This window comes from Methylopila turkensis (assembly GCF_027922325.1).
GTDB lineage: Bacteria > Pseudomonadota > Alphaproteobacteria > Rhizobiales > Methylopilaceae > Methylopila > Methylopila turkensis.
In genome coordinates this window covers 896,734-921,414 of record NZ_BSFL01000002.1, presented here as the reverse complement: position 1 = coordinate 921,414, position 24,681 = coordinate 896,734, and the positions used below count along the sequence as shown (strand labels likewise).

27 protein-coding genes and 1 tRNA gene are annotated in these 24,681 nt (G+C 71.4%); 13 read left to right on the top strand and 15 right to left on the bottom strand.

Features of this window, described 5'->3' with window-relative positions; translation table 11 throughout:
- Window positions 1-154 precede the first annotated feature (154 nt).
- The 5 genes from PKE78_RS11110 to ftsY all read left to right on the top strand — a co-directional run bounded on the left by PKE78_RS11110 (window position 155) and on the right by ftsY (window position 5,851).
- Window positions 155-679, top strand: coding sequence for a DUF3280 domain-containing protein (locus PKE78_RS11110; protein WP_271200934.1), 525 nt, complete (start codon window positions 155-157; stop codon window positions 677-679).
- A gap of 160 nt (window positions 680-839) precedes the next feature.
- Complete coding sequence (locus PKE78_RS11105; RefSeq protein ID WP_271200933.1) at window positions 840-1,310, top strand: (2Fe-2S)-binding protein; 471 nt, start codon at window positions 840-842, stop codon at window positions 1,308-1,310.
- A 4-nt stretch (window positions 1,311-1,314) separates the two neighbouring features.
- Window positions 1,315-3,519, top strand: coding sequence for a xanthine dehydrogenase family protein molybdopterin-binding subunit (locus PKE78_RS11100; protein WP_271200932.1), 2,205 nt, complete (start codon window positions 1,315-1,317; stop codon window positions 3,517-3,519).
- Between the two features lie 111 nt (window positions 3,520-3,630).
- A complete protein-coding gene (gene mtaB / locus PKE78_RS11095) occupies window positions 3,631-4,863 on the top strand; it encodes a tRNA (N(6)-L-threonylcarbamoyladenosine(37)-C(2))-methylthiotransferase MtaB (protein WP_271200931.1) in 1,233 nt (410 codons plus the stop codon).
- A 28-nt stretch (window positions 4,864-4,891) separates the two neighbouring features.
- The gene (gene ftsY / locus PKE78_RS11090) at window positions 4,892-5,851 is read left to right on the top strand and encodes a signal recognition particle-docking protein FtsY (protein ID WP_428981253.1); all 960 of its coding nucleotides are present in this window, start codon (window positions 4,892-4,894) and stop codon (window positions 5,849-5,851) included.
- A gap of 4 nt (window positions 5,852-5,855) precedes the next feature.
- Here ftsY and PKE78_RS11085 read toward each other — a convergent pair whose 3' ends face one another.
- From PKE78_RS11085 to PKE78_RS11055, 7 genes are all read right to left on the bottom strand, one after another.
- Window positions 5,856-7,103, bottom strand: coding sequence for a GGDEF domain-containing protein (locus PKE78_RS11085; RefSeq protein ID WP_271200930.1), 1,248 nt, complete (start codon window positions 7,101-7,103; stop codon window positions 5,856-5,858).
- A gap of 84 nt (window positions 7,104-7,187) precedes the next feature.
- Entirely contained in the window at window positions 7,188-7,841 is a 654-nt protein-coding gene (locus PKE78_RS11080) for a LysE family transporter (protein WP_271200929.1), read from the bottom strand.
- Between the two features lie 421 nt (window positions 7,842-8,262).
- On the bottom strand, window positions 8,263-8,565 hold the full coding sequence (locus tag PKE78_RS11075) for an EF-hand domain-containing protein (protein ID WP_271200928.1): 303 nt from the start codon (window positions 8,563-8,565) through the stop codon (window positions 8,263-8,265).
- Between the two features lie 331 nt (window positions 8,566-8,896).
- Window positions 8,897-9,556 (bottom strand): outer membrane protein, encoded by a 660-nt coding sequence (locus PKE78_RS11070; RefSeq protein WP_271200927.1) that lies wholly within the window; start codon window positions 9,554-9,556, stop codon window positions 8,897-8,899.
- Window positions 9,557-9,822: 266 nt separating this feature from the next.
- A tRNA-Thr gene (locus PKE78_RS11065) sits at window positions 9,823-9,897 on the bottom strand.
- A gap of 106 nt (window positions 9,898-10,003) precedes the next feature.
- A complete protein-coding gene (dapF, locus tag PKE78_RS11060) occupies window positions 10,004-10,873 on the bottom strand; it encodes a diaminopimelate epimerase (RefSeq protein WP_271200926.1) in 870 nt (289 codons plus the stop codon).
- Window positions 10,874-10,965: 92 nt separating this feature from the next.
- A complete protein-coding gene (locus PKE78_RS11055; RefSeq protein ID WP_271200925.1) occupies window positions 10,966-11,124 on the bottom strand; it encodes a hypothetical protein in 159 nt (52 codons plus the stop codon).
- A gap of 433 nt (window positions 11,125-11,557) precedes the next feature.
- Here PKE78_RS11055 and ffh point away from each other — a divergent pair, with 433 nt between their 5' ends.
- The 4 genes from ffh (at window position 11,558) to PKE78_RS11035 (ending at window position 14,981) form a co-directional block, all read left to right on the top strand.
- On the top strand, window positions 11,558-13,117 hold the full coding sequence (gene ffh / locus PKE78_RS11050; RefSeq protein WP_271200924.1) for a signal recognition particle protein: 1,560 nt from the start codon (window positions 11,558-11,560) through the stop codon (window positions 13,115-13,117).
- A gap of 152 nt (window positions 13,118-13,269) precedes the next feature.
- Entirely contained in the window at window positions 13,270-13,617 is a 348-nt protein-coding gene (gene rpsP / locus PKE78_RS11045) for a 30S ribosomal protein S16 (RefSeq protein ID WP_271200923.1), read from the top strand.
- A gap of 159 nt (window positions 13,618-13,776) precedes the next feature.
- Window positions 13,777-14,319, top strand: coding sequence for a ribosome maturation factor RimM (gene rimM / locus PKE78_RS11040; RefSeq protein ID WP_271200922.1), 543 nt, complete (start codon window positions 13,777-13,779; stop codon window positions 14,317-14,319).
- Entirely contained in the window at window positions 14,316-14,981 is a 666-nt protein-coding gene (locus PKE78_RS11035) for an HAD family hydrolase (RefSeq protein WP_271200921.1), read from the top strand. Before rimM ends, PKE78_RS11035 begins: the two co-directional genes overlap by 4 nt.
- Window positions 14,982-14,989: 8 nt before the next feature.
- Here the strand turns inward: PKE78_RS11035 and PKE78_RS11030 are convergent, their stop codons facing one another.
- The 3 genes from PKE78_RS11030 to PKE78_RS11020 form a co-directional block, all read right to left on the bottom strand.
- Window positions 14,990-15,952: a DMT family transporter gene (locus PKE78_RS11030; RefSeq protein ID WP_271200920.1), complete on the bottom strand. Its 963-nt coding sequence runs from the start codon at window positions 15,950-15,952 to the stop codon at window positions 14,990-14,992.
- Between the two features lie 148 nt (window positions 15,953-16,100).
- Window positions 16,101-16,232, bottom strand: coding sequence for a hypothetical protein (locus tag PKE78_RS11025; protein ID WP_271200919.1), 132 nt, complete (start codon window positions 16,230-16,232; stop codon window positions 16,101-16,103).
- Between the two features lie 126 nt (window positions 16,233-16,358).
- Complete coding sequence (locus PKE78_RS11020; RefSeq protein WP_271200918.1) at window positions 16,359-17,321, bottom strand: tyrosine recombinase XerC; 963 nt, start codon at window positions 17,319-17,321, stop codon at window positions 16,359-16,361.
- A 132-nt stretch (window positions 17,322-17,453) separates the two neighbouring features.
- Here PKE78_RS11020 and PKE78_RS11015 point away from each other — a divergent pair, with 132 nt between their 5' ends.
- Window positions 17,454-17,924 (top strand): SRPBCC family protein, encoded by a 471-nt coding sequence (locus tag PKE78_RS11015; RefSeq protein ID WP_271200917.1) that lies wholly within the window; start codon window positions 17,454-17,456, stop codon window positions 17,922-17,924.
- 9 nt (window positions 17,925-17,933) lie between these two features.
- Here PKE78_RS11015 and PKE78_RS11010 read toward each other — a convergent pair whose 3' ends face one another.
- From PKE78_RS11010 to PKE78_RS10990, 5 genes are all read right to left on the bottom strand, one after another.
- On the bottom strand, window positions 17,934-18,857 hold the full coding sequence (locus PKE78_RS11010) for a metal ABC transporter substrate-binding protein (protein ID WP_271200916.1): 924 nt from the start codon (window positions 18,855-18,857) through the stop codon (window positions 17,934-17,936).
- Window positions 18,858-18,880: 23 nt separating this feature from the next.
- Window positions 18,881-19,756, bottom strand: a complete 876-nt coding sequence (locus tag PKE78_RS11005; RefSeq protein WP_271200915.1) for a metal ABC transporter permease — start codon at window positions 19,754-19,756, stop codon at window positions 18,881-18,883.
- Window positions 19,753-20,508: a zinc ABC transporter ATP-binding protein AztA gene (aztA, locus tag PKE78_RS11000; RefSeq protein WP_271200914.1), complete on the bottom strand. Its 756-nt coding sequence runs from the start codon at window positions 20,506-20,508 to the stop codon at window positions 19,753-19,755. Before aztA ends, PKE78_RS11005 begins: the two co-directional genes overlap by 4 nt.
- On the bottom strand, window positions 20,505-20,681 hold the full coding sequence (locus PKE78_RS10995) for a hypothetical protein (RefSeq protein WP_271200913.1): 177 nt from the start codon (window positions 20,679-20,681) through the stop codon (window positions 20,505-20,507). The genes aztA and PKE78_RS10995 overlap by 4 nt, the downstream gene beginning before the upstream one ends.
- Window positions 20,682-20,771: 90 nt before the next feature.
- Complete coding sequence (locus tag PKE78_RS10990) at window positions 20,772-21,014, bottom strand: hypothetical protein (protein ID WP_271200912.1); 243 nt, start codon at window positions 21,012-21,014, stop codon at window positions 20,772-20,774.
- Window positions 21,015-21,169: 155 nt separating this feature from the next.
- Here PKE78_RS10990 and PKE78_RS10985 point away from each other — a divergent pair, with 155 nt between their 5' ends.
- The 3 genes from PKE78_RS10985 to PKE78_RS10975 all read left to right on the top strand — a co-directional run bounded on the left by PKE78_RS10985 (window position 21,170) and on the right by PKE78_RS10975 (window position 24,621).
- Window positions 21,170-22,714 carry a gamma-glutamyltransferase gene (locus PKE78_RS10985; protein ID WP_271200911.1) on the top strand — a complete coding sequence of 515 codons (1,545 nt, stop codon included), beginning with the start codon at window positions 21,170-21,172 and terminating at the stop codon, window positions 22,712-22,714.
- 75 nt (window positions 22,715-22,789) lie between these two features.
- On the top strand, window positions 22,790-23,926 hold the full coding sequence (locus PKE78_RS10980) for an alpha-D-ribose 1-methylphosphonate 5-triphosphate diphosphatase (RefSeq protein ID WP_271200910.1): 1,137 nt from the start codon (window positions 22,790-22,792) through the stop codon (window positions 23,924-23,926).
- Window positions 23,923-24,621 (top strand): DUF1045 domain-containing protein, encoded by a 699-nt coding sequence (locus tag PKE78_RS10975; RefSeq protein ID WP_271200909.1) that lies wholly within the window; start codon window positions 23,923-23,925, stop codon window positions 24,619-24,621. Before PKE78_RS10980 ends, PKE78_RS10975 begins: the two co-directional genes overlap by 4 nt.
- Window positions 24,622-24,681: the final 60 nt, after the last annotated feature.

Here is a 24,681-nt window from a genome sequence, read left to right as displayed (position 1 = left end):
TTCTACAGGGAGCTCGTCTCCCACCTCAAACCAATGCTTGTGATGTTCCGCTCGCCCTTTGGCGATGACAGGCGCGTGGCCTGTCGCTGGGCGGGTAGCGACCTACCTCACGACGGAACAACGACAACAACAGCTCATTGGAAGGAAACGCGGGATGAGAACGAACCTGACATGCGCGGCGCTCGCGGCGGCGTTCGCGGGGCTCGGTAGCGCCGCCTGGGCCGCGCCGATCAAGGTCGCGGCCTTCGAATTCGAGCTGCTCGACACCAGCGCGGAGGGCGACATCCGCGGCGCCGCGCGGCCGGACGAACTCCAGCGGATCGACCAGGTCTCGGCGCAGTTGCGTACGTTCCTGACATCGAAGGGGCTTGAGCTGGTCGACGTCGCGCCAGCGCAAAAGGACATCGACGCCCAGAAGCTCATGACCTGCGGCGCCTGCCCCGCCGGCATCGCGAAGACGCTCGGCGCCGACTATTCCGCCATCGGCTACGTGCAGAAGGTGTCGAACCTCATCCTCAACCTGAACGTCGAGATCCGCGACGCGCGCACGGGCGAGGTCGTGCGCAAGGGCAGCGCCGACATCCGCGGCAACACCGAGGAATCCTGGCGCCACGGCCTGAGCTATCTCATGCGCCACACCATCCTCGAACAGCCGCTGCCGCCGGTCAAAGCCCCGTGAGGCGCTGCGACCGGCGTGCGTTCGGGCAAGAAGATTGGAGGATCAGGCAAGCCGTTGTCTGGAACTGGTCAAAACCAAAGTCTAGGCTCCCGCCATCCAGCGCCGTCCCGAACGGAGGGCGCGACGCGGACCGATGGGTCCGCCATGCGAGGTCGCCATCATGATCAAGCTCAAAGTGAACGGAGAGGTGCGCACGGTCGACGTCGAGGACGACACCCCGCTGCTGTGGGTGCTCCGCGACGAGATCGGGCTCACGGGAACCAAGTTCGGCTGCGGCGTCGCCCAGTGCGGCGCCTGCACGGTGCACATGGACGGCCAGCCCGTCCGCTCGTGCCTCACCTCCGTCGCCGACGTCGGCGACTCCGAGATCGTCACCATCGAAGGCCTCGTGGGCGCGAACGCCAGCAAGGAGGCGCAGGCCGTGCAGGCCGCCTGGCGCGCGCTCGACGTGGTGCAGTGCGGCTACTGTCAGTCCGGCCAGATGATGTCGGCCGCGGCGCTGCTGACCGAGAACAAGAAGCCGACCGACGAGGACATCGACGCGGCCATGAGCGGCAACGTCTGCCGCTGCGCCACCTATGTCCGCATCCGTGCGGCGATCCACGACGCCTCGCGCCGGCTGGAGGCCTGATCCGATGAACGCTCCCACCAGAGTTCCCGCGAAGGGCCAGCCCTTCGACCTCAACCGCCGCGGCTTCCTCGCGGTCGCCGGCGGCGCCGGCCTCGGGCTGATGATCGGCCTCAGGGCCACGCCTGCCGGCGCCGCTGCCGGTCCCGTCCGGTTCAACCCCTTCGTCAAGGTCGCGCCGGACGGCGCGGTGACGGTGATCGTCAAGCATCTCGACAAGGGCCAGGGCGTCGCGACCGGCCTCGCCACCATCGTCGCCGAGGAGATGGACGCCGACTGGGCGACCATCCGCACCGAATTCGCGCCGGCCAATCCGGAGCTCTACGCCAACCTCGCCTTCAAGGCGCAGGGCACCGGCGGCTCGACCTCGATCGCCAACTCCTGGGACCAGTACCGCACCGCGGCCGCGACCGCGCGCGCGGCGCTGGTGAAGGCCGCCGCGGATGAGTGGAAGGTGCCGGTCGGCGAGATCAAGGTCGAGAGCGGCGTCATCAGCCATCCCTCGGGCAAGAAGGGCTCGTTCGGCCAGTTCGCCGACAAGGCCGGAGCCGCGCCCGAGCCGGTCGCCGCCCCGCAGGCGCCCCAGTTCAAGGACCCGAAGGACTACCGCCTGATCGGCAAGGAGGGCGTCCACCGCGTCGACAACGACGCCAAGACCGACGGCACGGCGATCTACACCCAGGACCTCAAGTTCCCGGGCATGCTGGTCGCGGTGGTGGCGCATCCGCCGAAGTTCGGCGCCAAGCCGAAGTCGTTCGACGACGCCGAGACGAAGAAGGTCAAGGGCGTCGAGCGCGTCGTCCAGATCCCGACCGGCGTCGCGGTGCTGGCGAAGTCGACCTGGGCGGCGATCAAGGGCCGCAACGCTCTGAAGGTCGAGTGGGACGAGACCGGCGCCGAAACGCGTGGCTCCGAGGCGATGCTCGCGGCGTGCCGCGAGGCCGTCGCCAAGCCCGGCGTCGCGACCGCGACCAACGCCGGCGACGCCGAGGGCGCGCTGAAGGGCGCGGCCAAGGTGATCGAGGCGGACTTCGCCTTCCCCTATCTCGCCCACGCCGCCATGGAGCCGCTCAACGCCTGCGTTGAGCTGAAGGACGGCGCGGTGAAGATCACCACCGGAGCGCAGTTCCAGTCGATCGACCTCGCGGTCGCATCGCAGGTCGCGGGCGTGCCGATGGACAAGGTCACCATCGACACGGTCTGGGCCGGCGGCTCGTTCGGCCGCCGCGCGGTGCCGAACTCGGACTACATCGCCGAGGCGATCACGATCGCGAAGGCGAGCGGCCTGACGACGCCGATCAAGCTGGTCTGGACCCGCGAGGACGACATGAAGGGCGGCTATTACCGCCCGATGTACGCCCACAAGGTGAAGGCCGCGATCGGGCCGGACGGCATGCCTGTGGCCTGGCATCACCGCATCGCCGGCCAGTCGATCATGACCGGCACCGCGATGGAGGCGATGCTGGTGAAGGACGGCGTCGACGACACCTCGGTCGAGGGCGCGTCGAACCTCGCCTACGCCGTGCCGAACCTGAAAGTCGAGCTCACCACCATCAAGACCGGCGTGCCGGTGCTGTGGTGGCGTTCGGTCGGCCACACCCACACCGCGCATGCGGTGGAGTCCGTGATCGACGAACTCGCCTACGCCGCCGGCAAGGACCCGGTCGAGTACCGGCTTGCGCTGCTGAAGGACAAGCCGCGCCACACCGCGGCGCTGAAGCTCGCGGCGGAGAAGGCCGACTGGAAGGGGCCGCAGAGCCTCGGCAAGGGCAAGGGCCGTGGCGTCGCCGTGCATGAGAGCTTCGCCTCCTACGTGGCGCAGATCGTCGACGTCTCGATCCAGGGCGACGGTTCGGTGAAGGTCGACCGCGTCGTCGCCGCGATCGACTGCGGGCTCGTGGTCAATCCGGACGTCGTGCGCTCCCAGATCGAGGGCGGCGTCGGCTACGGCCTCGGGGCCGCGCTGCGCAACGCCATCACGCTCGCCGACGGCGAGGTGGAGCAGGGCAACTTCGACAGCTACGAGCCGCTTCGCATCACCGACATGCCCAAGGTCGAGGTCCATATGGTCCCGAGCGGCGAGAAGCCGACCGGCGTCGGCGAGCCGGGCGTGCCGCCGCTCGCGCCGGCGCTCGCCAACGCGATCTTCGCCGCGACCGGCAAGCGCGTCCGCGACCTGCCGCTCGGCGACCAGAAGTTCACGAGCGCCTGACGACGCGCCTCGCGCAAAGTAAGCGGACGGCCGGGCGCAAGCCCGGCCGTTTTCGTTTCCCGAGGGCGCGGGCGGTGGCGTTTTCCCGCCGCCTGCGGCATATCGCGGGCCATGAGCCTCGAAGTCATCACCTTCGGCTGCCGGCTGAACGCCGTGGACGGCGAGACCATCCGCGCCCATGCGCGCGGACGGGACGACCTCGTCGTGGTCAACGCCTGCGCGGTTACGGCGGAGGCGAGCCGCCAGGCCCGGCAGGCGGTGCGGCGCGCCGCGCGCGCGCGGCCGCACGCCGAGATCGTGGTGACGGGCTGCGGCGCGCAGATCGAGCCCGCGGCGTTCGCGACGATGCCGGAGGTCTCGCGCGTCGTCGGCGCCGACCTGAAGCTGCGTCCGGAGACCTGGGCCGCGGCTCCCGGCCGCCCCCGCGTCGAGGTCGGCGACGTGTTCGAGGCCGCGGCCCCCGGGCCGCCGCCGGCGGACGCCGCGATCGTCACGCCCCGCGCCTTCGTCGCCGTGCAGACCGGCTGCGACCATCGCTGCACCTTCTGCGTCATCCCCTTCGGCCGCGGCGCGTCGCGCTCCACGCCGAAGGAGCTGGTGATCGCGGAGGTGCGCCGGGTGCTGGACCTGGGCGCGAAGGAGGCGGTGCTCACGGGCGTCGACCTCACCGCCTGGGGGCTCGATCTCGGCCATGGCGAGCGGCTGGGCGATCTCGTGCGCGCCGTGTTGAAGGCCGTTCCCGAACTGCCGCGGCTGCGATTGTCCTCGCTCGACGCGGTCGAGGTCGACGACGCGCTGCTCGCGGCCTTCGCGGAGGAGGAGCGGCTCGCGCCCCATCTCCACCTCTCGCTGCAGTCCGGCGACGACATGATCCTGAAGCGGATGAAGCGCCGGCACTCCCGCGCCGACGCCGTCCGCTTCTGCGAGGCGGTGCGGCGGGCGCGGCCCGACGTCGCCTTCGGCTGCGACGTGATCGCGGGCTTCCCGACCGAGACCGACGCGATGTTCGAGAACACGCGAGCGGCGCTCGAGGACTGCGGCGTCGCCTACGCCCACGTGTTCCCCTTCTCCGCGCGGCCGGACACGCCGGCGGCCCGCATGCCGCAGACGCCCGCCGAGGTCGTGAAGGCCCGCGCCGCGGCCCTGCGCCGGACCGGCGACGACCTGCTGGCGCGCCATCTCGCCGCCCATGTCGGCCGCAACCTCTCCGTGCTGTCGGAAGGGCGCGGCCTCGCCCGCGCCGCCGATTTCTCCCTCGTTCGCCTCCGCCATGATGCGCTTAAGGGCGCCACGCTCGACGTGCGCGTCGCGGGCCATGACGGCCGCGCCCTCGTCGCCGCGTGACTTCCTCAGAGCCCCGGAAAACCGCCCCATGACCGACGCCCAAGGCTCCAAGACCTGGTTTTCCCGGCTGCGCGACGGTCTCGCCAAGACCTCGGACCAGCTCACCCGCGGGATCACGGACCTCTTCACCAAGGAGAAGTTCGACGCCGCGACGCTGGACGAGCTTGAGGACCTGCTGATCCAGTCCGATCTCGGCCTCGCCGCCGCCGAGCGCATCACCGCGGCGGTCGGCCGCGCGCGCCACGCCCGCCAGCTCGACGGCGAGAGCGTGCGCGCGATCGTGGCGCAGGAGGTGGCGAAGACGCTCGCGCCGGTGGCGATTCCGCTCGACCCGCCGGAAAGCGCGCGGCCGGCGGTCATCCTCGTGGTCGGCGTCAACGGCTCGGGCAAGACCACGACCATCGGCAAGCTCGCCGAGACCTATCGCACCGCCGGCATGAAGATCGTACTGGCGGCGGGCGACACCTTCCGCGCCGCCGCCGTCGAGCAGCTCGCCGTGTGGGCGGAGCGGGCGGGGGCGATCTTCATCTCCAAGGAGACCGGCGCGGACGCCGCCGCGCTCGCCTACGAGGCCTACGCCAAGGCGCGGGCGGAGAACGCCGACCTTCTGATCATCGACACCGCCGGCCGGCTGCAGAACAAGGCCGGCCTGATGGCCGAGCTCGAGAAGATCGTGCGCGTGCTGAAGAAGTTCGACGCCGAGGCGCCGCATGCGAGCCTGCTGGTGCTCGACGCCACCACCGGCCAGAACGCGCTCGGCCAGGTCGAAGCCTTCGGCAAGGTCGCCGGCGTCACCGGCCTCGTCATGACCAAGCTCGACGGCACCGCCCGCGGCGGCATTCTCGTCGCGGTCGCCGAGAAGTACCGCCTGCCGGTGCATTTCATCGGCGTCGGCGAGGGCGTCGACGACCTCGAACCGTTCGACGCCGACGATTTCGCCCGCGCGCTGGTGGGGCTGCCGCGGGTCGAGAAGGACTACAGTTTCTAGCCTCTCAGATCTCGCCGACCACGCGGTCGCGCCCGGCGCGCTTGGCGGCGTAGAGCCGGGCGTCGGCCTGCGCCAGCGTTGGGCCGAGGTCGCCCGCGCCCGGCAGCGAGGTCGCGACCCCGATGCTGACGGTGACGCGGCGGTCGGGATCGTGCGCGAACGCCTCCGCCACCGCCGCGCGGAGCCGCTCGGCGAGCGCCAGCGCGCCGGGATGGTCGAGCCCTTCGCACAGCGCGACGAACTCCTCCCCGCCGTAGCGGAACACCCCGTCGCCGGCGCGCACCGCGCCGCTCAGGGCGCGCGCCACGGTCGCGAGGATCTCGTCGCCCGCGGCATGGCCGTGGAGGTCGTTCGCAGCCTTGAAATGGTCGACGTCGACCATGGCGAGGCTGACGGGCCGCGGGTCGACGCTACGGCGTTCGAGCCGCCGCTGCCGGAGCTCCTCGAACGCCGTGCGGGTGCCGGCGCCCGTCAGGTTGTCGATCGCGGCGCGCGCCAGAAGGTCTTCGTAGCGGGCGCGGTAGGTGAGGATGTCGAACACGTCGCGCAGGCGCCGGCTGGACAGCGCCGGCCGATCCGCCGGCTCCACGAAGCCGAGATAGAGCGCGATCAGCGCGCTGTAGACCGCCGCGGCGCCCATCTTGGCGGCCCAGCCGCCGGACAGCGCGTCGAACGGCGTTCCGGTGACCCAGTGCAGCACGGGGAAGAAGGCGAGCTGGTCGAAGGTCAGCACCAGGCAGGAGCTCGCCAGCAGCGCCGGCAGCGCCCGCCGTCGGAACGCGCGGAACAGCCGCTCGTACAGCAGGATCAGCGCGATCACGTCCACGAACAGCAGCAGCGTTCCCCACACCATGAGGATGCCGATCTGGTCGATGAAGCGCATGTCGGCCTGGTAGCCGGGCAACGGGGCCAGCGTCTCGTGCTGCCGCAGGATCAGCGCCAGGCCGACCAGCAGCAGGTTGCCGATCATCAGACCGTAGATCGGCTGCCGCACCGTCTCGGCGTCCTCGCGGACGTAGAGCAGCAAGAACATCATCAGCTTGCCGGAGAACAGCACGGTCGAGCCCGGCGACAGCAGGCCGAAGGGCAGCTCGATGAAGAACACGGCCGCGAGGTAGGTCTCGAGGAAGTGCATCACCCCGAGCGCGCACACGAACAGGCCGATGCCATAGGCGAAGCGCGCGCGCAGAAGCGCCGCCATGACGCCGAAATACAGCAGCGCCTGGAGGGTGAGGAGAAAAACGCCGTTCATCACAAGCCGCCAAAGAGCGAGAGGTCCCGCTCTCCCGCGCGCTTTGGCTAGCTGAATCTCTCCCGGCTGTCACATCGCGAAGCGTTAGAACGGCAGGGCGGCCGCCTCGGCGATGAAGCGGTGGAGGCCGAACGACATCAGTGCGACGCCGGCGGCGAGCCGGCACGCCTGCGCGATCCGGACGCCCGACGGCGTTCCGCGCCGCAGCGCGCGCATGCCGGCGCCGCCGATCACCGCGACCGCCGCGAACCACACGGCGGCCATCGCGAACACGGCCGCTCCGAGCGCGACGCGCTCAAGCGTCGTCACCGTTCCCGCGGCGGTCGCGGCGGCCGCAAGGAAGAACAGCGCCGTTATCGGATTGCCGATCGACGTAGCGAGCGCGATTCGGAAATGGGCGGTCTCCCGCTTGGCCTTGACTGGCTGTTCGGTCACAGGCCTCGCCGCGCTCGTCAGCGTTCGGAAGCCGAGCGCGGTCACGAGCGCGCCGAAGGCGAGGCGGCTGAAGCTGATCAGCGGTTCGGAGGGCGTCAGCGCGGAGCCCGCGAGAAAGGCGGCCAGGGCGAGCGTCGCCGCGCCGCTGGCGACGCCCAGCGCGGAGGACAGAGCCACCCGCTGCGATCCGGAGCAGGCCGCGTCGAGCACGAGGAGAAAGTTCGGTCCGGGCGTGAGCATCACCGCGACATAGGCCGTCACGATGGCGATCCATGTCGGCGCGTCGTTCGCGAATAGCGCCATTGCGTTTGTGCCCCGCTTCTCGGCGGAGCCATATAGATACCAATAAAATCCAAAATCAATCCAGAATCGAGCGGTCGATCGCTTTCTCGGCCGTCGGGCCGGTCGCGTCCCACCCTCCCGCGCGGGGCGCGGCGGTCGTCAGAGCCAGAGCTTCCAGGAGAGGATCCATGCGGCCGGGCCAAGCCGAAGAGAGGACCAGGCGGCAAGCGATTCGCGGTGGAAAATGGAGGCGCTCGCGTATTGGAGCGCGACGCGCGCGGGTCCTGCGCGCGATCCCGATGGCCTCGGTCGCTGCGCGGCATTCCGGCGCGACCAGACGCCTAGCGCCTGCGGGGGCGCCCGAAACCCGGAAGTCGACTTCCGGGTTTCGGGCTGGATCGTCGATGCCTAGGACAGAGGCGTGGTCAGGTCAGAACGGGACTTACTTGGCGTCCTTGCACCAGGAGGCCGAGGCCTCGCGGCACCGCGCGGTGTAGCTCTGCGCCAGCTTCTCGGCCGCAGCCCACTCCTCTTCGTCGATGCCGTTGTCGCTGTTCGAATCCATCGCGGTGAACACCGGCGCCGGATCGAGCTTCAGCTTGCCGACGTTCTTCTCCCATTCGACGCGGCTGATGCGGCCGCTGCCGTCGGCGTCGAGGGTCTTGAACGCGGCCCACTCGGCGGCCACGGCGGCCGTTCCCGAGAGCAACAGGACCGATGCGAAAGCGACCAAAGACTTGGTCATGGCGTTTGTACTCCCCAGAGCGTCGTTTATGCGGCGCCGCCTGTGTTCTGACGGCGCTCGCGCCCCCTTTTCGGGTGGCTTATCAACGGACACTCACTGCCAAAGCTTAGGCAATGGCACATTTTCCATTTCTGTCGGGAAGTATTGCAAAAGCGGCGGAGGCGCCGATGATTGACGTGTATCGTCTGATGCTTGGGCGGCGCGCGACCGGTCCTTGAGGCGATAGCAATACGTCTGATGGGTGTTCTTCAGGTTGGCCGCGCGGCAGGCACCGCCAAAGAAAAAGGCCCCGCAGCGACGCTGCGGGGCCCGGTTCGGTCAGCCGAAGAACTTACCAGCCGAACTTATAGGAGACGCCGACCATCACGCGATGCTCGTCGTAGTCGCTGCGCACGCGGGCGCCGGCGACGCGGAAGCTGTCCTTGCCGAAGTCGCTGTAGCGATACTCGGCCCGCACCGCGATGTTGTCGGTCGCGGCGTACTCGACGCCGCCGCCGACGGTCCAGCCGACCGCGGTCTTGCTGTCGCGGCCGAAGCCACGGACGCGGACTTCACGATCAGCGTAGGCGACGCCGGCCGCGCCGTAGACCAGGAAGCGGTCGAAGGCGTAGCCGATGCGGGCGCGGGTCGCGCCGGTCCAGTCGGTCTGGGTCCGGCCGCGGACGCCCAGGACGCTCCGGCTGGCGTCGATGTCGGCGTAGTTGAAGTCGGTCTCGATGCCGAGCACGACCGGCGAGCCGTCGAGCTGGAAGTTGTAGCCGGCGTAGGCGCCGACCACGAAGCCGTCCGGGCTGGAGCTGACGCGGCCGCCGAGGGCGCGGAACTTGGCGTCGCCCCAGCTGTAGCCAGCCTGCAGGCCGACATACGGGCCGGTCCAGGTGAAGGACGGCACGAGAACGGACGGCGCGGGCTCGTAGGCGGGCAGGTCCGCCGCGAAGGCGGAGGTGGCGAGAAGCGTCGCCGCGGCGGCGACGGTGGAGCGCAGGAACATTCGGTAAAACCCCGTGAGACAAGGCCGAACGTCGGCCATGGCCCGTATGTACACTTGTTTTGCACTAAAAAAGTGCAAAAACTGCTTATGAAAGAAGCGTGTTGTCGGGCGGCAACACGGGGTCCCGCGGCGCTGTCGAAGCGCGCGAAGGCGTCCGCGCAAAGCTTCGGACGAGATCGGCCGCTACGTTCCGCCAGAGGCAATGCGCCGCGCGCCCTAAGGCCGACTGGCCGGACCTAGCGAAGATATCGAAGTGCTGCGAAGGCTGGTGCCGCAGGGGAGGATTGAACTCCCGACCTCACCATTACCAATGGTGTGCTCTACCACTGAGCTACTGCGGCGTCGGCCGGCGAAGCAGGGGCCGGCGAAGCGCGCGGAACCTGCCACAAGGCCTTGGGCCGCGCAAGGGCGGCGGCGCGCCGTTTTCGCGCTCGCGCGCCGGCCCCGTCAGGCGGCGACGGGCAGCATGTCGGCGCGAATGACGCCCTCGTGCTCCAGCGTCGCGGGGCCCGTCATCAGGATGTGGTCGTCGCCTTCGCGCCATACGATCCGCAACGGGCCGCCCGGCAGGGTGACGACCACGTCGCGACCGGTCCGCCGGGTGCGGGCGGCGGAGACGGCGGCGGCGCAGGCGGCCGTGCCGCAGGCGAGCGTCAGCCCGGCGCCGCGCTCCCAGACCTTCAGGGTCAGCGCCGACTTCGACGTGACCTTCGCGAGCGAGATGTTGGCGCGCTCCGGGAAGATCGGGTGGTTCTCCAGCATCGGCCCCACGCGGCGCAGGTCGACGACGTTGAGGTCGTCGACCCAGAAGATCGCGTGCGGGTTGCCGACATTGGCGACCGAAGGCGAGTGGATCAGCGGGGCGTCGATCGGGCCGACCTGCAACTCGATCGCGCGGGTGTCGGCGAACTCCTCGGCGAGCGGGATGTCGGTCCAGCCGAAGCGCGGCGCGCCCATGTCGACGGTGATCTGGTCGGGCGCGTCGCCGGCGGAGCAGGCCAGCGGGCCGGCGGCGGTCTCCAGCAGCGCCTCGCCGCGGCCGCTCTCGCGCATCAGCGCCCAGGCCACGCAGCGCGTGCCGTTGCCGCAGGCCGAGACCTCGGAGCCGTCGGCGTTGTAGATGCGCATGAAGGCGTCGGCGCCGCCGCGGCCGGGATGCAGCGCCATGAGCTGGTCGAAGCGGGTGTCGCGGCCGCGCGCCAGCGCCCTGGCCTCGTCGGCGGTCACCGGGCCGCCGCCCGCGCGCAGGTCGAGCACGAGGATCTCGTTGCCGAGACCGTTCATCTTGAGGAAGGGGCGGTCGAGAAGCGTGCTCATGGCGCGTCGGCGTGTTCGGGCGGCGGGGATCGGCCGTCCGCGTTCATATCGTGCCGTCCGCGACGAAACGCCAGCCTGCCGCGAAAACGCGGTCAGGTCGCCTGTTCGTAAGCCGCGTCGGCGGCCTCGTGCTGGGCGAAGGCTTCCGATCCCCAGCTCACGCCGAGGAGGACGAGCGCCGCGACGCCGATGCGCGATGGCCAACAGGCGAAGGCTCTGCGGACGCGGCTGCAGGATGCGATGGTGGTCAAGAAGGTCTCTCCGACGGGCTTCTAGGCCGTGCGGCGCAGGTGCGAGCGAAGGGGCCTGCTCCGCCTCGGATATGGACGCTGAAGGTCCGCCGGGACCGACGCCGACCCCCTTATTGGGCCCTCGCCGGCGCGTCGACGGACTCGACGTGTGCTCGCAGCCCGACGACATACGCCCGTTGCGGGCGGGTTGCGAGAGGCCGGCGGGACGCGCGACGCTCCGTCGCGGCTTCCGGGCCGCTCTGGACGCGTTCGGTTGACGCTCAGGCCTTGCGCCTGTAGGTAGGCGCCACGTCTGAGACCCTAGACGCCTGCGCAAGCCGCCCGTCCCATGAGTTCGGGGGGTCAACGTCCGCCGACGATCACGTCCGCGGGCGCCTTTTGCGTTGGCTGACGAGGCCGTCCGGCCCACCTGATGCGAGGCGCCCGCGCTCTCATGTTCGACACCCTGACCGACCGCCTCGGCGGCATACTGGACCGGCTGACCCGACGCGGCGCGCTGACCGAGGCGGACGTCTCGGAAGCGATGCGCGAGGTCCGCCGCGCCCTGCTCGAGGCGGACGTGGCGCTCGAGGTGGTGCGGTCCTTCGTCGACCGGGTGAAGGAGCGCGCGGTCGGCGTCGAGGTGGTGAAGTCGGTCACGCCCGGCCAGATGGTGGTCAAGATCGTCCATGACGAACTGGTCGCCATGCTGGGCGCGGACGCCCAGCCGATCAGCCTCGCCGCGGCCGCTCCGGTGCCGATCCTGATGGTCGGCCTGCAGGGCTCGGGCAAGACGACCTCCACCGCCAAGATCGCCCGCCGTCTCTCCACGCGCGACAAGCGCAAGGTGCTGATGGCCTCGCTCGACACGCGCCGTCCGGCGGCGATGGAGCAGCTCGCCACTCTTGGGCGCCAGACCGAGGTCGCGACGCTACCGATCGTGCCGGGGCAGACGGCGCTGCAGATCGCCCGCCGCGCCATGGAGGCGGGACGGCTCGGCGGCTACGACGTGGTGCTGCTCGACACCGCGGGCCGCACCACGCTCGACGAAGCCCTCATGGCCGAGGTGGTCGAGGTGAAGAAGGCGACCAACCCGCACGAGGTGCTGCTGGTCGCCGACGCCCTCACCGGCCAGGACGCCGTGACGACCGCCCGCGCCTTCGACCAGGCGGTCGGCGTCACCGGCATCGTGCTCACCCGCGTCGACGGCGACGGCCGCGGCGGCGCGGCGCTCTCCATGCGCGCGGTCACCGGCAAGCCGATCAAGCTGGTCGGCGTCGGCGAGCGCTTCGACGCGGTCGAGGACTTCGACCCGGCGCGCATCGCCAACCGCATCCTCGGCATGGGCGACGTGGTCTCGCTGGTCGAGAAGGCCGCGGCCACGATCGACGCCGAGAAGGCGGCCAAGACCGCCGAGCGCATGCGCAAGGGTCAGTTCGATCTGAACGACCTCAAGGAGCAGCTGCTGCAGATGCAGAAGCTCGGCGGCATGTCGGGCGTGATGTCGCTGATGCCGGGCGTCGCCAACCTGAAGAAGCAGATGGCGGGCGCGAACATCGACGAGAGCGTGTTCAAGCGCCAGGCCGCGATCATCGACTCGATGACCAAGGCCGAGCGTCGCAACCCCGACATCCTGAAGGCCTCGCGCAAGAAGCGCGTCGCCGCGGGCGCGGGCGCGAAGGTCGAGGACGTCAACAAGCTCCTGAAGATGCACCGCCAGATGGCGGACATGATGAAGATGATGGGCAAGGGCGCGAAGTCCGGCCGCGGCCCGCTGGCGGGGCTGGGCGCCGCGCTCGGCTTCGGCGGCGGCGCGCCGCAGATTCCGCCGGAGGCGCTCGAGGACCTGAAGGCCGGGAAGATGCCGCAAGGGTTGCCGCCCGGCTTCCCCGGCGGCGGCTTTCCCGGCGCGCCCGGCGGCCTGCCGCCTGGTTTTCCCGGCGGTCTCGGCGGCGGCCCCAAGCTGCCGGGCCTCGGCGGCGGGTTTCCCGGCGGGTTCGGGAAGAAGAAATGACGCGGCCCGTCACACACGCATCGTCATGCCCCGGCTTGTCCGGGGCATCCACCTCTCGCTGCCCAGCGCTTGACGATCGAGCCTGGATGCCCCGGACGAGCCGGGGCATGACGCAGTCCGGAAACGCAGAATTCACCTAAGGAAAGCAGAAAATGGCCCTGAAGATTCGTCTCGCCCGCGGCGGCGCCAAGAAGCGTCCGTTCTACCGCATCGTCGTCGCCGACTCGCGCTACCCCCGCGACGGCCGCTTCATCGAGCGCATCGGCACCTACAACCCGGTGCTGCCGAAGGAGGCCGAGCGCGTCGTGCTCGACGCCGAGAAGGCCAAGGAGTGGCTCGCCAAGGGCGCGACCCCGACCGACCGCGTGCACCGCTTCCTCGACCAGGCCGGCCTGCTGAAGCGCGACGCGCGCAGCAACCCGACCAAGGGCCAGCCCGGCAAGAAGGCGCAGGAGCGCGCCGACGCGGCAGCTGCCAAGTCCGCCGAAGCCGCCGAGTAAGGTTCGGCCTCCACAGGGCGTCATCCCGGCCGAAGCTGAGGCGGAGAGCCGGGATCGTCGTCTGTGCTGCGTCGGCGCGCGTCCCGTGCCGCATTTCGCGAACGATCCCGGCTCTAAGCGGCTTGCGCCGCTCCGGCCGGGATGACGGGAACGTCCCTCATGACCTCGCCTCGCCTCGTCCAGATCGGCGTGATCGGCGCCGCCCACGGCGTAAGGGGAGAGGTGCGCGTGAAGGCGTTCACCGCCGACCCGACGTCGCTCAAGGCCTATAAGCCGGTGACCACCGCGGATGGCGCGCGCGCCTTCACGGTGGCCGCCCTGCGTCGTCTCAAGGACGACATGGTCGTCGTCCGGTTCAAGGGCGTCGACACCCGCGAACAGGCCGAGGCGTTGAACGGCGTCGGCCTGTTCACGCCCCGCGAGGCGCTGCCGCCCGCGGAGGATGAGGACGAATTCTACTGGGCCGACCTGATCGGCCTCAGGGTCGAGGACATGTCCGGCGCGGTGGTTGGCGAGGTGGCGTCGGTGCAGAATTTCGGCGCCGACGACCTGCTCGAGCTGCGCCTCGCCGGCTCCCGGCGCACGGTCTACGCGCCCTTCACCCGCGAGGTCGTTCCGGTGGTCGACGTCGCTGGCGGCCGGGTCGTGATCGATCCGCCCGAAGGCCTGTTCGACGAGCCGGCCGAGGGGCCGCCCGCGTGACGCCCGTCCGCGGGCTGATCTTCGACATGGACGGCACGCTCGTGGACAACATGGCGGTCCACGACGACGCCTGGGAGGCGTGGCACGCCGAGGTTGGCCTCGCCTTCGACCGGCCGAGCTTCTTTCGCCGCACCGCCGGACGGACCAACCCCGAGATCATCAGCGAGCTCTTTCCGGATCGACCGGCGGCCGAGATCGCGGCCATGGGCGCCGCGAAGGAGGCGATCTACCGCCGGCTCTACGCGCCGCGGCTCGCGGCCCATGCTGGTTTCGCAGCGCTGATGGCGGAGGCGGACCGGCGCGGCGTGAAAGCCGCGGTCGCGACCGCGGCCCCGCCGGAGAACGTCGACTTCACGCTCGACGGGCTGGGCTTGCGCGACCGCTTCGTCGCGGTGGTGCAGCCGTCGATGGGCTACCGCGGCAAGCCGCATCCCGACATGTTCCTGGCGGCGGCGGAGAAGCTCGGCGTCAGCCCGGCGGAATGCCTGGTGTTCGAGGACGCGCCGCTCGGGGTCGAGGCGGCGCGGCGAGGCGGCATGCCGGCGGTCGCGATCACCACCACGCTGCCGGCCGAGGCCTTCGCCGAATTCCGGAACGTCCGCGCCACCGCGCCGGACTTCGTGGGGCTCGACCTCGACGCGCTGTTCGCCGGCTCTGCCTGACGCGGGCTTCAGCGCCGGCGCTGTTCGGCGAGGGTGAACCAGCCGACGCCCGCGAGCACCAGCGCCGACCCCGCGACGTCGATCGCCGTCACCCGCTCGCCGAGGAACAGCGCCGCCAGCACGAGCGTCGCGATCGGGCTCACCGTGCCGATGGCGGCGTTCGCCTGCGCCGAGATCCGGTGCAGCGCCGCCGAGAGCAGGAAGCTCGGCAGGATGGTGGCGAGCACCGCGATCATCGCGGCGCAGAGCCACGCTTTGGCGGTGAGTTCGGACAGCACGCCCACGTCGCGCACGACGAGGAACTGGACGATCGCGGCGGCGGCCGCAGCCGTCATGGCGATGCAGGTGAAGAGCTTCGGCCCGAGCTTCGCGATCTGGCCTTTGGCGAACAGCTGGTAGAGCGCGAAGGCGAGCGCGGAGGCCAGCACCAGCAGCGTTCCGGTGCGCGTGGCGTCGAAGCCCGCAGCCTCGACGTCCTTCACGAACACCAGCGCCAGCCCGGCATAGGCGAGCGCGAAGGCGAGCAGCGCCCGCGCGCGAAACGGCTGGCCGAAGAAGGCCGCGCCGAGCAGCACCGTGAACAGCGGATAGGTGAACAGGATCAACCGCTCAAACGGCGCCGAGATGTAGGCGAGGCCGAGGAAGTCGACATAGCTCGCGAACCAGTAGCCGAGCAGGCCGATGGCGAGCGAGGCCGCGAGCGTGCGCCCGTCGAGGGCTTGCGGCCGTCCTGCGCGCGCGACCGCCATCAGCCCGATCGCGACGTAGACCGGGACCGAAAGCCCCATGCGCAGCGCGAGCAGCGTCTCGGTGTCGACGCCCTCGGCGTAGGCGAACTTGATCAGGATCCCCTTGCTTGAGAACAGGATCGCGCCTGCGGCCGCGAGCGCGTACCCGGCCCAGGGCGTTTCCGGCCGGAAGCGGGTCGGGGTCGTGACGACGTCGGGATCGGCGGGCGTCGTTGTCGGCATCGGATCACCTCCCGACCGCGGGTATCACGGCGGCGCGAGGCGACAAACACTCGAGCGCGCAGGGCTGCCCTGCCGGCGCCCCGCAAACGAAGACGGCCCGGGCGTTGAGCCCGGGCCGTCGGTCTTCAGCGTCGGAGCTGGCGGGGGCTCAGGTTCCGGCGCGGTTGTCGGTCTGGGTCGAGGCCGTGGTGTTCTTCCGGGCGCAGGGCTCGGCCGAAGCAGGCGCCGCGACGGCGGCCGCAAGGGCGGCGGCGAGCAGCGTGGCGGTAAGCGTCTTCATCGTCGCTCTCCTCGTCACAGACGTCGGGCGGGATCGCCCGCGTCCCGATCAGGCTACCACTGCCGGACTCCGCGCCAAGCCCAAAGGGCGGGCGCCCGTTCACGCTTTCGCGCGCGGGGAGCGGCGTCAGGCGCGGGCGCGGGGGTGGAAGGCGGCGTGCGCCGCCATCAGCCGGGCGACGTCGACCTCGGTGTAGATCTGCGTGGTCGAAAGGCTGGCGTGGCCGAGCAGCTCCTGGATGGTGCGGAGGTCGCCGCCGCGGGCGAGCAGGTGGGTTGCGAAGGAGTGACGCAGCGCGTGCGGCGTCGCGGTGTCGGGCAGCCCGAGCGCGCCGCGCATGCGCGCCACCGCCGCCTGCACGATGCGCGGGTTGAGCGGGCCGCCCTTCGCGCCGACGAACAGCGGTCCCTCGGGCGCGAGCCGCCACGGACATTCCGCGAGATAATCCCGCACCGCCGTCTGCACCGCCGGGATCACCGGCAGCTGGCGGGTCTTGCCGCCCTTGCCGGTCACCTCGATCCGGTCGACGCCGTCCACCGGCGCCTCGCCGCGCGTCAGCGACAGGGCTTCCGAGATGCGCAGACCGCAGCCGTAGAGCAGCGCGATCACCGCCGCGTCGCGCGCCAACACCCAAGCCTCGCGCTCCTCGCCGGCGCGGGTGTCGGCGTCGGCGAGCGCGCGGGCGGCGGCGGGCGGGACCGGCTTCGGCAGGCTGCGCGGGACCTTGGGCGAGCGCACCGCGGCGAAGGCGGCGGCCTCGCCGCGGCCGGTGCGGGCGAGGAAGCGCGCGAAGGAGCGGTTCGCCGCCAGCGCCCGCATCAGCGAGCGGCTGACGAGGCCCTCGTTGCGGCGCGCGGACAGGAAGGCGCGCAGGTCGCGCGGGGTTAGCGCGACGATGTCGGCGAGGCTGGCCGGGCCGCCGAGATGGTTCTGCAGGAAGGCGAGGAACGTCCGCACGTCGCGGCCGTAGGCCTCGACCGTCTTCGGCGACAGCCGCCGTTCGGTCGCGAGATGCCGCAGCCAGTCCGCGAAGGCGGCGCAGGTGTCGGCGGCCGCGGGCGCAAGCGCGGCATTGAGGGCGTCTGTCATGACGTCAGCGTCGCTTGCGCGGCCTTAATGGCCGGTGAGCGGCGGACGCGCAAAAAATGCGGGGCTGGTGTCGGACGCGGGCCGCCCCGTCCGTCCTAGGATGCGAAACGACCGCTCAGGGAAACAGCCGCCATGACCGACGCCATCGACCCGACCCGCGATCTCGTGCTCGACCGCCTCATCGACGCTCCGCGCGAGAACGTCTACCGCTGCTGGACCGAGCCGGAGCTGCTGAAGCGCTTCTTCGCGCCGCTGCCTTACACCACCCCGCATGCGGAGCTGGACGTCCGGCCGGGCGGTTCGAACCGGATCACCATGCGCTCGCCCGAGGGACAGGACATGCCAATGTCCGGCGTCTATCTCGACGCGGTCCCGAACGAGAAGCTGGTCTTCACCGACGCCTTCACGGACGCCTGGACGCCTTCGGAAAAGCCGTTCTTCGTCGCGATCCTCACCTTCGCCGACGAGGGAGGCAAGACCCGCTACCGCGCCGTCGCCCGGCACTGGACCGCCGCGGACAGGGAAGCCCACGAGCAGATGGGCTTCCACGAGGGCTGGGGCCAGGTCGCCGACCAGCTCGAGGCGCTGGCGAAGACGCTGTGAGGCTACGCCTCAGCTCGACAGCGCGCTCGTCAGCTCCCGAAGGTTCGAGCGCATCATGTCGAGATAGGTCGCGGCGGGGCCGCCGGCGGGCGAGAGCGCGTCGGAATAGAGCGCCCCGCCGATCTTCGCGCCGGTCTCCTTGGCGATGCGCTCCGCGAGACGCCGGTCGGAGATGGTCTCGACGAACACGGCCGGGACCTTCTCGGCCTTGATCTGCCGGATGATGCGGGCGACGTCCTTGGCCGAAGCCTCGGTCTCGGTCGAGACGCCCTGCGGCGCGATCATCTCCACGCCGTAGGCAGCGGCGTAGTAGCCGAAGGCGTCGTGCGAGGTGATGATCCGGCGGCGCTCGACCGGCACCTTGGCCCATGCGGCCCGGATCTCGGCGTCGAGCGCGTTCAGCTTCTCGATATAGGCCGCGGCGTTCGCCTCGTAGGTGGCGCGGCCGTCCGGGTCTGCGGCGATCAGGCCGTCGCGGACGTTGGCGATGTAGATCTTCGCGTTCGGAACCGCCTGCCAGGCGTGCGGATCGACCTCGCCATGGTCATGCCCATGGGCGTGGCCATGCTTGTGGTCGTCCTCGTCGGACATCTCCCGCGGAGCCACGCCCTTGGCGGCGACCACGACCGGAACCTGCGCGCCGGCCGATTTGACGAGCCGCGAGATCCAGCCTTCGAGGCCGAGGCCATTCTCGAACAGCACCTTCGCCTCGGCGACCTTCCTGGCGTCCGCGGGCGAGGGCGAGAACACGTGCGCGTCGCCGTTCGGGCCGACCAGCGTCTCGACCGAAACGCGGTCGCCTCCGACCGCGGCGACGAAATCGCCGAGGATCGAGAAGGTCGCGACCGCCTTTACCTTCGCGGTCTCCGCGGCGGCGGGCAGGGTCGACAGCGCGCCGGCGACGACGGCGGCGAGAAGGGCGCGGATCCGCATGGAGCTTCTCCTCAGGAGCGAGGTCAGGCCGCCCGGTGGCGGCGGGGAGGCGCGAGGCGGCTGAGCGCGCCGCCGTGCCGGCCGAACACGAGCGAGGCGAGATAGAAGACGCCGGCCGCTAGGATGACGGTCGGGCCGGTCGGCGTTCCGAGGTGGTACGAGAGCAGCAGGCCGGCGATCGACGCGGCGACCGCGGTCCCGATCGCGACCGCGAACAGGCCGCCGAGGCTCGCCGCCCAGAACCGCGCGGTCGCGGCCGGCAGCATCATCACGCCGACCGCGAGCAGGGTGCCGAGCGCCTGGAAGCCGGCCACGAGGTTGAGCACCACGAGGCCGAGGAACACGAAATGCGCCAAGCCTCCGGAGCGGCTGACCGAGGCGAGGAAGCCCGGGTCGACGCATTCGAGCACAAGCGGCCTGTAGATCAGCGCGAGTGCGACCAGCGTCACCGTCGAGACGCCGGCGAGCAGCGTCAGCGCCTGGTCGTCGAGCGCCAGCACCGAGCCGAACAGGACGTGCAGCAGGTCGACGTTCGAGCCCTTGAGCGAGACCAGGGTCACGCCGAGCGCGAGCGACAGCAGGTAGAAGGCCGCGAGCGCGGCGTCCTCCTTCAGCAGGGTGGTGCGCGCGACGAGGCCGGTCAGCAGCGCCACCGAGACGCCGGCGACGAGCCCGCCCAGCGTCATCGCCGGCAGCGACAGTCCGGCGACGAGGAACCCGACCGCGGCGCCCGGCAGGATGGCGTGCGCCATGGCGTCGCCGGTCAGGCTCATGCGCCGGAGCATCAGGAACACGCCGATGGGCGCGGCGCCGAGCGACAGCGCGACCGCGCCCACCAGCGCGCGGCGCATGAAGGCGAATTCGACGAAGGGAGCGAGCATCGCGTCGTAGGGCGTCATGCCGCGCGTCCCGTTCCGTGCGCGTCGCAGACCGGCGCGTGGTCGTCGAACGCCTCCGGCATGGCGCGCGCCTCCAGCAGGCGCTCCGGCCGCAGGGTCTCGGACGTCGGGCCCCAGGCGACGGGGCGCCGCGCGAGCAGCAGCGTCTCGGGAAAGGCCTGCCGCACAATCTCCATGTCGTGCAGCACGGCGACCACGGTGCGCCGTTCGCTGTGCCAGCGCGCGATCAGCGCCAGCAGGTCGGAGACGGTCTGCGCGTCGATCGCGGCGAAAGGCTCGTCGAGCAGGATGACGGAGGCGTCCTGCAGCAGCAGCCGGGCGAACAGCGCGCGCTGAAGCTGGCCGCCGGACAGCGTGCCGACCGCGCGGCGCTCGAAGCCGGTGAGGCCGACGCCCGCGATCGCCTCGTCGATCCGGGCGTGATCGCCGCGGCTGACGCCGCCGAAGAGGCCGGTGCGCCGCCACAGGCCGGTCGCGACGAGATCGAACACGTCGACGGGGAAGGACCGGTCGAGCTCCGCCGCCTGCGGCAGATAGGCGATCTCGCGCCGGCCGAGCGCGCCGCGGTCGATGCGCCCGCCGAGGGGCTTCAGCGCGCCGACGAGGCCCTTCAGCAGCGTCGATTTGCCGGCGCCGTTGGGGCCGACCACCGCGAGCAGCGCGCCGGAGGCGATTTCGCCGTCGAGATGGTGCACCGCCGGATGGCGGTCGTAGCCAAGCGTGACGTCGTGGAGGCGAAGCGCGGCGCTCATGCCGTCACCCACCACACCGCGAGCCAGATCAGCGCCGACGCGCCGACCGCGCCGGCGAGGCGCGCGGCGGCCGAGGCGCGCAGCAGAGACGGCGCAGGCGCGTGCGCACGCCGGCCATGGCTGCGGCCGCCGTGAGAGTGATGCGGGTGATCGTGTGGGGCCGTCGAGGACATGGCGCCGCCGTCTGAGAAGGACGGGGCAATGTTATAGAGTTACATGCCGGACTTCAATCGACGTGCGGCCGCGGGGCGCCGCAGGCCCGGTCAGCGCGCCGGGTTGTGCTTCAGCGCGGTGCGGACGAACTTGACCACGAGCCAGACGCCGAGCGCGAAGCCGGCGATCTCGAAGGCGTAGGTAAAGATTTCGCCGAGGCCGAGGAAGCCGCCGATCGCCCAGCCGCCGGCGACGCAGGCGGCGATGGTCTGGGTGGCGATCAGCACGGTGGCGGCGCCGATGGTGATGGCGCGACCCACGGCGGAGCCGCCGGCGGCAGGCAGATCGGACACGGGCGCGACGCTCCGGTTTGGCCGGGCGCGCGAGTGCGCCCGCAGGATCGGCGAGCCTTTTAGCACGTTCCGCCGCGCCGTCGAGCGGCGCCGGCGCTTGCGGTCGGGGCCCGCGGTCGACTACGCCTGCGCCTCCGTCGCGAAGCGAGCCGTCCATGATCGAAACCGCCGTCTCGGACCATGGCCTCGTGGTCGCCCCGCATCCCGCCGCGGCGGAGACCGGGCGGATGATCCTGATCGAGGGCGGCAACGCCTACGAGGCCGCGGTCGCCATGGCCGCGACCGCCGCCGTCGCGCGCGGCGACGTCGCAGGTCTTGGCGGTGATGGGCTGTGGCTCGCGCGAGAACCCTCCGGCGTCGTGCGGGCGATTGACGCCTGCGGGACTCCGGCGCGCGGCGCGACGCGCGCCGGTTTCGGCGCGCTCGGCTACGACGCGATCCCGCGCCGCGGCGCGATGGCGGCGCTCGCGGCGCCCGGCGCGGTCGAGGGCTGGCGGCTCGCGCTTGAGATCGCCGCCGCCTGCGGCGGGCGGCTGCCGCTGAAAGTTCTATTCGCGGACGCGATCCGCCTCGCCCGCGAGGGCGTCGCGCTTTCGGCTGGCTTCGCGGCCCGCCTGTCCGAAGCCGCCGGGGATCTCAAGCCGCAGCCCGGCTTCGCCGCGGCGTTTTTCGTCGACGATCGCCCGCTCACGGCGGGGGACGCGCTCGTCCAGCCGCGGCTCGCCGACGCGCTCGAACACCTCGCGCGGGCGGGCCTGAACGACTTCTACGCCGGCGACGTGGGGCGCGAGCTCGCGGCGGACCTCGAGCGGCTCGGGGCGCCGCTCACGCGCGACGACCTCCGGCGCGTCGACGCCCGCCTGCGCCGGCCGCTTCAGGTCCCGCTCGCCGGCGGGATCGCTTATGGCGCGCGGCCGCAGGGGCTCGGCGCGCTGGCGCTGCTCGGGATCGCCGACCGGCTCGGCCTCGCCGACGACCGCGACGCGGGCTTCATCCACGGCCTCTCCGAGGCCTCCACACGGGCGGCGCACCTGCGCGACCGCGCGGAGAAGGACCGGGATTCCGATCTCGATACGGCGCTCGGCGCCGACGCGCTTCAACGCGAGGCGGACGCCGTCGATCCCCGCCGCGCGAGCCCTCCGGAGCTCGGATTCCGCGGCGAGGGCGCGTGGTTCGGCGTCGTCGACGCGGAAGGCCGCGCGGTCTCCGTGGTCCAGACGCTGCACGATCCGTTCGGCGCGGGCTGCCTGTCGCTGGCGACAGGCGTGCTGATTCACAATGGCGGCGCCGGACTGTCGCTCGATCCGGACGCGGCTCACGCGCTGGAGCCGGGCGCGCGGCCGCCGCTCGGCGTCACGCCGGGGCTCGCGACGCTTTCGGCGCGGGGCGACCTGCTGGTCTTCGGCGGGGGAGCGGAGGCGCAGGCCGCGGCGGCGTCGCGCCGCATCCGGTTCGGCCGCGGCGTCGGCGACGCGCTCGGCGGCCCCCGCGGCCGTCTCGTTCACGGAGCGCTTCGGGTCGAGCCGCGTTTCGACGGCGAGGCGCTCGACCGGCTGGAGCGCATGGGCCATCGGGTCGAGCTGTCGGGCGAGGCCTATGATCGCGCGCAGGGCGCGGCCGGCTTGATCGCCCGAAGCGCCTCGGGACGCAGCGAAGGCGGCGCCGATCCGCGCGACGACGGGGCGGCGCTCGGACTGTAATCGCGCGCCCGTCGGTTTCCTTCGCCCACGCTCCGGCTTATCTAGCAGCGCCGTAAGTGTCAGTCCCCGGCGGATATGGAAACGATCCTCACCAACGCTCGGCTTGTGCTGGATGACAGCACGATCGTCGGCACCCTCGTCCATCGGGACGGCGTGATCCGCGAGGTGGCGGAAGGCCGCTCCGCGGCCGCCGGCGCGATCGATCTCGACGGCGACATCCTCGCTCCGGGCCTGATCGAGGTGCACACCGACAATCTCGACAAGCACTTCTGCCCGCGCCCGGGCGTGATCTGGCCGAACCCGCTCGCCGCGGCGCTGACGCACGACGCCCAGATGGCGGCGGCCGGCGTGACGACGGTCTATGACGCGGTCTGCGCCGGCGGCTACGACGGCGGGCAGGATTACCGGCGCGCCATCTTCCACAGCATGATCGAGGCGGTGGAGCAGGGCGTCGCCGCCGGCGTGTTCCGGATCGACCACCGCATCCACATCCGCTGCGAGCTCACGGACCCCACGCTGACCCGAGAGCTTGAGCCGCGGCTTGCGTCGCCGCTGCTGGCGCTGGTTTCGCTCATGGACCACACGCCGGGCCAGCGGCAGTGGCGTGATCTCGACGACCTCAAGCGGTTCATGGCGAGCAACGGCCTCACCGGCGCGGCCGCCGACGACCTGCTGCGCAAGCGCATGGAGGCTGGCCGGGCCGACGCGGCCAAGAACCGCCCGAAGGTGGTCGCCATGGCGCGGGCGCGCGGCGCGCCGCTCGCGAGCCACGACGACACCACGGTCGAGCATGTGCGCGAAGCCCGCGCCGCCGGCTGCGTGATCTCCGAGTTTCCGACCACGCTGGACGCCGCCCGCGCCGCCCGCGCCGAAGGGTTGGCGACCGTCGCCGGCGCGCCGAACGTCGTGCGCGGCGGGTCGCATTCCGGCGGCGTCTCGGCGCGGGAGCTCGCGGATGAAGGGCTGCTCGACGCGCTGTCGTCCGACTACGTCCCGTCGAGCCTGCTGCAGGCGGTCGAGCGGCTCGCGGCGTCCGAGACGCCGCTGCACGAGGCCTTCGCCTTCGCGACCTCGCGCCCGGCCGCGATGCTGGGCCTCGCCGACCGGGGCCGGCTCGCGTCCGGCCTGCGCGCCGACCTCATCCGCCTGCGCGTGGTCGAAGGCGCGCCGGTGCTGCGTGAGACGCTGGTCGAGGGGCGGAGAGTGCTGTGACCGCGCCGCGCTACGCCATCTATTACGCGCCTGCGCCCGGAAGCCCGCTGTGGTCGTTCGGCTCGTCGGTGCTCGGCTACGACGCCGCGACCGGCGCCGACATCCCCGCGCTCGCGCCGCAGGGGATATCAAGAGACGCGTGGCGGATCCTGACCGAGACGCCGCGGCGCTATGGCTTTCACGCGACTTTGAAGGCGCCGTTCCAGCTGGCCGAAGGCCGGACCGAGGACGACCTCGTGGCCGCGGGCCGCGACTTCGCGCGAACGCGAAAGCCGTTCCTGCTGCCGGAGCTCGAGGTCGTCGCGCTCGGGCCCTTCGTGGGACTGCAGCCGAAAGAGCGCTCGGCGGAGCTCGACGATCTCGCGAACGGCTGCGTCGAGGCGTTCGAGCCGTTCCGCGCGCCGACGGGCGAAGCGGAGCTCGCCCGGCGGCTGGAGTCGCCGCTGAGCGAACGCCAGAAGGCGGCGCTCGACCTCTGGGGCTATCCTTACGTGTTCGACGACTTCCACTTCCACATGACGCTGACCGGACCGCTGCAGCCGGAGATGATCCTCCGCGTCCGCGCCGGGCTGTCGCGGCTCCACGAAGACCACGTCGCCTTCGCGTCGACGCAGGTCGACGCCGTCGCGCTGTTTGTGCAGGACCGGCCCGAAGACGGTTTCCGTATCGTCGACCGCTTCGTCTTCGCCGGCTGACGCGCCGCGTTTCGGCCGCAGTCGGGGACGACAAAGCTGGCCGTTTCGACCACCATGCGG

Bases quoted from the DNA above. Each gene is read 5' to 3' on its own strand.
- ftsY (WP_428981253.1), top strand. From the start codon at position 4,892: ATGACCGACGCCCAAGGCTCCAAGACCTGGTTTTCCCGGCTGCGCGAC.
- PKE78_RS11020 (WP_271200918.1), bottom strand. From the start codon at position 17,321: ATGACAGACGCCCTCAATGCCGCGCTTGCGCCCGCGGCCGCCGACACC.
- PKE78_RS10985 (WP_271200911.1), top strand. From the start codon at position 21,170: ATGATCGAAACCGCCGTCTCGGACCATGGCCTCGTGGTCGCCCCGCAT.
- mtaB (WP_271200931.1), top strand. From the start codon at position 3,631: ATGAGCCTCGAAGTCATCACCTTCGGCTGCCGGCTGAACGCCGTGGAC.
- rpsP (WP_271200923.1), top strand. From the start codon at position 13,270: ATGGCCCTGAAGATTCGTCTCGCCCGCGGCGGCGCCAAGAAGCGTCCG.
- PKE78_RS11105 (WP_271200933.1), top strand. From the start codon at position 840: ATGATCAAGCTCAAAGTGAACGGAGAGGTGCGCACGGTCGACGTCGAG.
- PKE78_RS10980 (WP_271200910.1), top strand. From the start codon at position 22,790: ATGGAAACGATCCTCACCAACGCTCGGCTTGTGCTGGATGACAGCACG.
- PKE78_RS11080 (WP_271200929.1), bottom strand. From the start codon at position 7,841: ATGGCGCTATTCGCGAACGACGCGCCGACATGGATCGCCATCGTGACG.
- aztA (WP_271200914.1), bottom strand. From the start codon at position 20,508: ATGAGCGCCGCGCTTCGCCTCCACGACGTCACGCTTGGCTACGACCGC.
- PKE78_RS11025 (WP_271200919.1), bottom strand. From the start codon at position 16,232: ATGAAGACGCTTACCGCCACGCTGCTCGCCGCCGCCCTTGCGGCCGCC.
- PKE78_RS11015 (WP_271200917.1), top strand. From the start codon at position 17,454: ATGACCGACGCCATCGACCCGACCCGCGATCTCGTGCTCGACCGCCTC.
- PKE78_RS11030 (WP_271200920.1), bottom strand. From the start codon at position 15,952: ATGCCGACAACGACGCCCGCCGATCCCGACGTCGTCACGACCCCGACC.
- PKE78_RS11110 (WP_271200934.1), top strand. From the start codon at position 155: ATGAGAACGAACCTGACATGCGCGGCGCTCGCGGCGGCGTTCGCGGGG.
- PKE78_RS11075 (WP_271200928.1), bottom strand. From the start codon at position 8,565: ATGACCAAGTCTTTGGTCGCTTTCGCATCGGTCCTGTTGCTCTCGGGA.
- rimM (WP_271200922.1), top strand. From the start codon at position 13,777: ATGACCTCGCCTCGCCTCGTCCAGATCGGCGTGATCGGCGCCGCCCAC.
- PKE78_RS11005 (WP_271200915.1), bottom strand. From the start codon at position 19,756: ATGACGCCCTACGACGCGATGCTCGCTCCCTTCGTCGAATTCGCCTTC.
- PKE78_RS11100 (WP_271200932.1), top strand. From the start codon at position 1,315: ATGAACGCTCCCACCAGAGTTCCCGCGAAGGGCCAGCCCTTCGACCTC.
- ffh (WP_271200924.1), top strand. From the start codon at position 11,558: ATGTTCGACACCCTGACCGACCGCCTCGGCGGCATACTGGACCGGCTG.
- dapF (WP_271200926.1), bottom strand. From the start codon at position 10,873: ATGAGCACGCTTCTCGACCGCCCCTTCCTCAAGATGAACGGTCTCGGC.
- PKE78_RS11010 (WP_271200916.1), bottom strand. From the start codon at position 18,857: ATGCGGATCCGCGCCCTTCTCGCCGCCGTCGTCGCCGGCGCGCTGTCG.
- PKE78_RS10995 (WP_271200913.1), bottom strand. From the start codon at position 20,681: ATGTCCTCGACGGCCCCACACGATCACCCGCATCACTCTCACGGCGGC.
- PKE78_RS11085 (WP_271200930.1), bottom strand. From the start codon at position 7,103: ATGAACGGCGTTTTTCTCCTCACCCTCCAGGCGCTGCTGTATTTCGGC.
- PKE78_RS11070 (WP_271200927.1), bottom strand. From the start codon at position 9,556: ATGTTCCTGCGCTCCACCGTCGCCGCCGCGGCGACGCTTCTCGCCACC.